Raw genomic sequence first — 3,365 nt, forward strand, 5'->3', positions numbered from 1 at the left:
GCCAGCGTCCGTGTGCTGCGCTGCCGTCCCGGCCTGCCGAGGAGGTCCACAACTTCCTCGGCCGGTCGTCCCCCGTCGTTCACCACGCTCCCCTCCCCGGGCCTCCCGCTCCTGCGTCGTCGACCGCCGGTGCGGGCTCAGCTCGCGTGCGCGGGGTGCTGCTGGATGTGCGCCTGCTCGGGGTGGGCGCGGTTGTAGCGGATCGAGCTGATGAGCGAGGCCACGATGAAGGCGAGCCCGATGAGGCCGGTGACGACCTCGGGGATGTGGATCTCGATGCTCAGCAGCAGGATCGTGGCCAGCGCCCCGATGGCCCACAGGGCGCCGTTCTCCAGGTACGGGTACTGGGCGAGGGTCCCCTCGTCGACCAGGTGCACGGTCATCGACCGGATGTACATCGCCCCGACGCCGAGGCCGATCGCGATGATGACCGGGTCGGAGGTGATGGCGAACGCGCCGATCACGCCGTCGAAGGAGAACGAGGCGTCCAGGACCTCCAGGTACAGGAAGAGGAAGAACGCCGCCTTGCCGGTGGCCAGCGCCGCGTCGCTGGGCCCGTTGGTGCCGGAGGCCGTCGTCCCCGCGGACGTGGTGGCGGGGTCGTCGTGCTCGACGTGGTCCTCGACGTTGAACAGCTCACCGAGGCCGTTGACCAGCAGGTACGTGACGATGCCGGCCAGGCCCGAGGCCAGGACGGTCCGGCCGTGGTCGGTGGCGAAGGTCTCGGCGACCACCAGCAGCACGGCACCGGCGACGATCACCTGGACGTACTCCAGCTTGCCGACCTTCTCCAGGGCGCGCTCGATCGGCCCGAGCCAGTGGTGCTCCTTCTCCCCGAAGATGAAGTTGAGGAAGAGCATCAGCAGGAACATGCCGCCGAAGGAGGCGATGGTCGGGTGGGCCTCGTTGAGCTCGTAGCCGTAGGTGCCGGGGGTCTCCGGGTCACCACCCTGGAGGGCGAGCTGGACGACCTCCACGGGCCCCAGGCCCGCCGTCACGCTGACCAGGACGATGGGGAAGACCAGGCGCATGCCGAAGACGGCGATGATGATGCCGACGGACAGGAAGATCTTCCGCCAGAAGTGGCTCATCCGCTCCAGGATGGTGGCGTTGACCACGGCGTTGTCGAAGCTGAGGCTGATCTCGAGGACCGAGAGGATCAGGACGAGGAAGACCGCCTGGAGCAACCCGAGGTCGCCGGAGGTCCCGTACCAGGCGGCCAGCACCAGTCCCAGGGCCGTGACGACGAAGGACCAGCGGTAGGTCTTGAGGATCACCTGTCAGCTTCCTGTTCATGCGGAGCCCGTGGGCCGGACTGCGAACCCTACTCAACGCACCGCTCACCGCACGGCGCGGCGACGCACCACCGCGCGCCGCCCCCGGTGGGGACGACGCGCGGTGGGTGGCTCAGACGCTGACGCCGAAGTCCGTCGCGATGCCCCGGAGCCCGTCGGCGTAGCCCTGGCCGACGGCGCGGAACTTCCAGTCGGTGCCCGCGCGGTACAGCTCGCCGAAGACCATGGCGGTCTCGGTCGAGGCGTCCTCGGTGAGGTCGTAGCGCGCGACCTCGGCCTTGGAGTCCGCGTTCACGACGCGGATGAAGCCGTTGCGGACCTGCCCGAAGGACTGCTTGCGGGTGTCCGCGTCGTAGATGGCGACCGTGAAGACGACCTTCTCGATCTCGGCCGGCACCGCGGCCAGGTCGACGTTGATGACCTCGTCGTCGCCCTCGCCCTCACCCGTGCGGTTGTCGCCGGTGTGCTCCACGGAGCCCTCCGGGGACTTCAGCTGGTTGAAGAACACGAAGAACCCGTCGTTGGGGACCTTGCCGTTCGCCCCGACCATGATGGCCTGCGCGTCGAGGTCGAACTCCGAGCCCGTGAAGCTGTTCGCGTCCCAGCCGAGGCCGATGACGACCCGGGTCATGCCGGGCGCTTCCTTGGTGAGGGAGACGTTGCCGCCCTTGCTGAGGCTGACGCCCATGGTGTCCGCTCCGTTCGTCTTCGTGGTGCCGCGCGTCCTGCGCGGCCTCGTCGTGCGTTCCAGCGCGAGCTGGCGTGCGGTCCAACGATCACCGTCACCGATGAGTGCCCGTCAGTCGCGGGAGCCGCTGAACAACCCTCCCAGGCCGGCGGGCCCGCTGTCGTCCCGTCGGGCCGTGTTCTTCGCGAGAGCCTTCGCGAAGCCGTCGATGGTGACCGACTGCAGGATCACCCGGCCGTCGCCGCGCAGCGTGGCCAGCGTCAGCCCCTCGCCGCCGAGCACCGCGCTCATCACCCCCTGCCGGTTCAGCCGCCCGACGCGCTCCACGCCGTAGCTGATGCGGTCGTCCCAGGCGACGATGCAGCCCGTGTCAACCTTCACGACGCCGCCGAAGTCGGCCGGGTTGAGGTCGATGAAGTCGCCGGCCCCGGCGATCAGCAGGGACCCGCGGCCCGTGAACTTCTCGAGGATGAAGCCCTCCCCGCCCATGAGGCCGGCGCCGAGGCCGGAGAAGGCGATGTCGAAGTGGACGCCCGCCTCGGCCGCCACGAACGCGTCCTTCTCGGCGTACCAGGTGGTGGAGCCGTCCAGCTCCAGGTGCCGCATCTCCCCGGGCAGGACACCCGCGAGCCCGAGCAGCCCCGCCCCGCCGCTGGTGCTGAAGTGCTGGAAGGCGAACGACTCCCCCGCGAGCATCCGCTTGCCGGCCGCGGCCGCCCCGCGCAGCAGGCCGGAGAAGCCGCCGGCGGCCCCGCCCGGGCCGTTCGGGTCCGTCGGCGCGGAGAGCTTCGTCTCCATCGCGACGTCACCGGAGGAGAAGAGGAACTTCCCGGCCTCGGCGTAGACCACCTGCCCGGGGCGCAGGGTCACCACGGCCATCTGCGTCGTCGTGCCGACCAGCTCGAGGTCGAGGGTCACGGAGTCCTCCTCAGAGGTCGAGGTCGCTGCGGCGGAACTTCGCCTCGAGGAAGCGGGACTGCTCCTGCTGGCGGGTGACGTCAGCGTCGTGGACGGCGTCGCGCAGGGACGTGCAGCCCTCGACGAGCAGGTGCAGCTGGGCGCGCAGCTCCTGCGCCGGCGTCCGCCCGCCCGCGCTGACGTGCGTGCGGGCGTAGTCCGCGGGCAGGACCAGGTAGTCGTCGACCGTGCGCGGCAGGTGCTCCAGCGCGAGCGTCTCGAGGTCGTGCCGGACGCGGGCGTCGGCACCCCGCTCGGCGACGTGCTCGAGCAGCGGGCCCAGCAGGTCGGCGACCTCGTGCACGAGCACGACGTCGGTGCGCTCGAAGCGGTCGGAGGTGTCGACCCGGCGGACCGTGCGGACCAGGGACCGCTCGGCGTCGGAGATGCGGGGGCCGGTCGCGGGCGCGGGGGCGGGCTCCGCC

At 70.8% G+C, this 3,365-nt stretch carries 4 protein-coding genes; all 4 read right to left on the minus strand.

Translation table 11 applies throughout. The annotated features are described in order from the left end of the window. Positions 1-137: 137 nt before the first annotated feature. Positions 138-1,277, minus strand: coding sequence for a DUF475 domain-containing protein (locus tag GTR02_RS20655; RefSeq protein WP_166609356.1), 1,140 nt, complete (start codon positions 1,275-1,277; stop codon positions 138-140). A gap of 130 nt (positions 1,278-1,407) precedes the next feature. Next, positions 1,408-1,983, minus strand: coding sequence for a TerD family protein (locus tag GTR02_RS20660; protein WP_166609357.1), 576 nt, complete (start codon positions 1,981-1,983; stop codon positions 1,408-1,410). A 111-nt stretch (positions 1,984-2,094) separates the two neighbouring features. Next, positions 2,095-2,901, minus strand: a complete 807-nt coding sequence (locus tag GTR02_RS20665; protein ID WP_166609358.1) for an AIM24 family protein — start codon at positions 2,899-2,901, stop codon at positions 2,095-2,097. A gap of 10 nt (positions 2,902-2,911) precedes the next feature. Then, the coding region (locus GTR02_RS20670) for a hypothetical protein (protein ID WP_166609359.1) at positions 2,912-3,365 on the minus strand (454 nt) is incomplete at its 5' end.

The sequence above is a fragment of the Kineococcus siccus genome (assembly GCF_009906795.1).
In the GTDB taxonomy this organism is placed as follows: domain Bacteria; phylum Actinomycetota; class Actinomycetes; order Actinomycetales; family Kineococcaceae; genus Kineococcus; species Kineococcus siccus.

Excerpts from the sequence above, each read along its gene's own strand:
- GTR02_RS20660 (WP_166609357.1), bottom strand. The coding sequence starts at position 1,983 with ATGGGCGTCAGCCTCAGCAAGGGCGGCAACGTCTCCCTCACCAAGGAA.